Here is a 1,640-nt window from a genome sequence, read left to right as displayed (position 1 = left end):
GACAAGGTTTCAGAAGGGCCGGTTTTACGTGACAGTTTTGGCCGGCCCGCAGACAAACAAACGCCCTGGTGCTATGGTTGATGTACCAGCAACAGCCGCAGCACCAGGGAGGACCGTATGGGTCAGACGCATCCTAGCACGCCCGCACAGCGGGCACAATGGGCCGCCATGCTGCTGGCCCATCCGGGGGAGTACGGCATGGTCACGCAGCTGAGTCGGGAACTCCAGGTTTCGCGCCAAACGCTCTACACCTGGCGCGACCATGCCGGTCAGGCGTTGGTGGCGGCGTTTACCCCTGCACTGCCTCCCTCCACGCCGGTGGCGCGCACGACCGCCCGCCAGATCTTGACCGTGTGGATGACCCATGCCAGCGACCGGGGCATCCAAGCCGCGTTCGCCGAACTGCTGCGGCAGGGGCTGAGCCTGGCCACGATCACGGCAGTGCTGCATGAAGCCCAGCAGCGGGCCATCACCTGGATGCAGACGCATGTGCCCGTCAGCACCCGCGCCCTGGCGCTCGATGAGATCTATGGGCACCGGCGGCACGGCGCCTATCTGAACGTGGTGGATGTTCACAGTGGTGCCGTCTGGGCGAGTGAAGGGCCGCTGGCGGTCGATACGGAGAGCTGGACGTTGGTCTTGTGGAGCCTGCAGGATCGCGGCCTGCGCTGGGATCGGGCGGTCATGGACGCGGGTGCCCCGATGCACGCGGCCTGCCAGCAGGTCACACCCCAGGTAGCCCTGCAGTTGGATCAGTGGCATCTCTGGCAGGAATGTGCCCAGGTGCAGGCACGCCTGGATCGGGTGGTCGCCCAGCAAACCCCGGTGGTCGCCCGGCAGACCGCGCGGGTGGCCGCCGGGCAGCGCCCCAAGGGCCGCGCCGCCAAAACGGATCTGGCGACCCAGGCCGCGACCCTGGCCGCCACCCAGCGGGTGGCCGACGGGCTGCGCTATCTGAGCACGGAACTGCACGACCTGCTGGCGGTCGTCGTCGTGGGTGCCGACCAGCTGCTGGCTCCGGCCCAGCGGCAGGAGGAGCTGGAGACCCTGCTGGCCTTGTGGGACGAACTGGCCGCCACCTGCCCGAACGGGTCGCGAGCCGAGGTGCAGCGCCTGGGCCGGCGCATCCGCACTGATCTGCCCGCCCTGCTGGCGTTTGTGCCCCACGTCGCCCAGGTGCAGCAGGATCTGGCCGGTGTGCTGGCCCCCGCGCACCAGGCGCTGCTGGGATGGGCTTGGCTGCGCCGGGCGACCCTGGCGTGGACGCGGGATGACATCCTGGCGGCCATCCCCGCCGACTGGCGCGACGCCGCCCGCGTGCTGCTGGCGACGTGGGCGGACGCCGTGCGGGTCAGCAGCGCCGTGGAACGCTGGCACTCCATTCTGCGCCCGCATCTGGCCGTGCGACGCACCTTGACCACAGGCATGTTGGCCTTGTTGGCGGTCTGGCATAACCATCGCGTGTATCGCCGTGGGGTTCATAAGGGGCAGAGCCCGCTCCACCTGAGTGGCATGACCGATGCCCCAACCGACTGGTTGGTGGCTCTGGGCTATCCTCCGGTCGAGGCCGTCATGCCTTCACCGCTGCGGTTAGCGCACGCCGCGTGACGCCAAACTGTCAAGTGCTTATGAACCATGTC

1 protein-coding gene is annotated in these 1,640 nt (G+C 68.5%); it reads left to right on the top strand.

Translation table 11 applies throughout. The features are described 5' to 3' along the window. Positions 1 to 117 precede the first annotated feature (117 nt). The gene (locus K2Z83_RS28340; RefSeq protein WP_220598524.1) at positions 118 to 1,608 is read left to right on the top strand and encodes a hypothetical protein; all 1,491 of its coding nucleotides are present in this window, start codon (positions 118 to 120) and stop codon (positions 1,606 to 1,608) included. The last annotated feature ends 32 nt before the right edge of the window (positions 1,609 to 1,640 follow it).

The sequence above is a fragment of the Oscillochloris sp. ZM17-4 genome (genome assembly GCF_019599295.1).
Lineage (GTDB): Bacteria > Chloroflexota > Chloroflexia > Chloroflexales > Chloroflexaceae > Oscillochloris.
The sequence above is the reverse complement of the archived record's forward strand: the minus strand, read 5'-3'. Positions and strand labels throughout refer to the sequence as shown.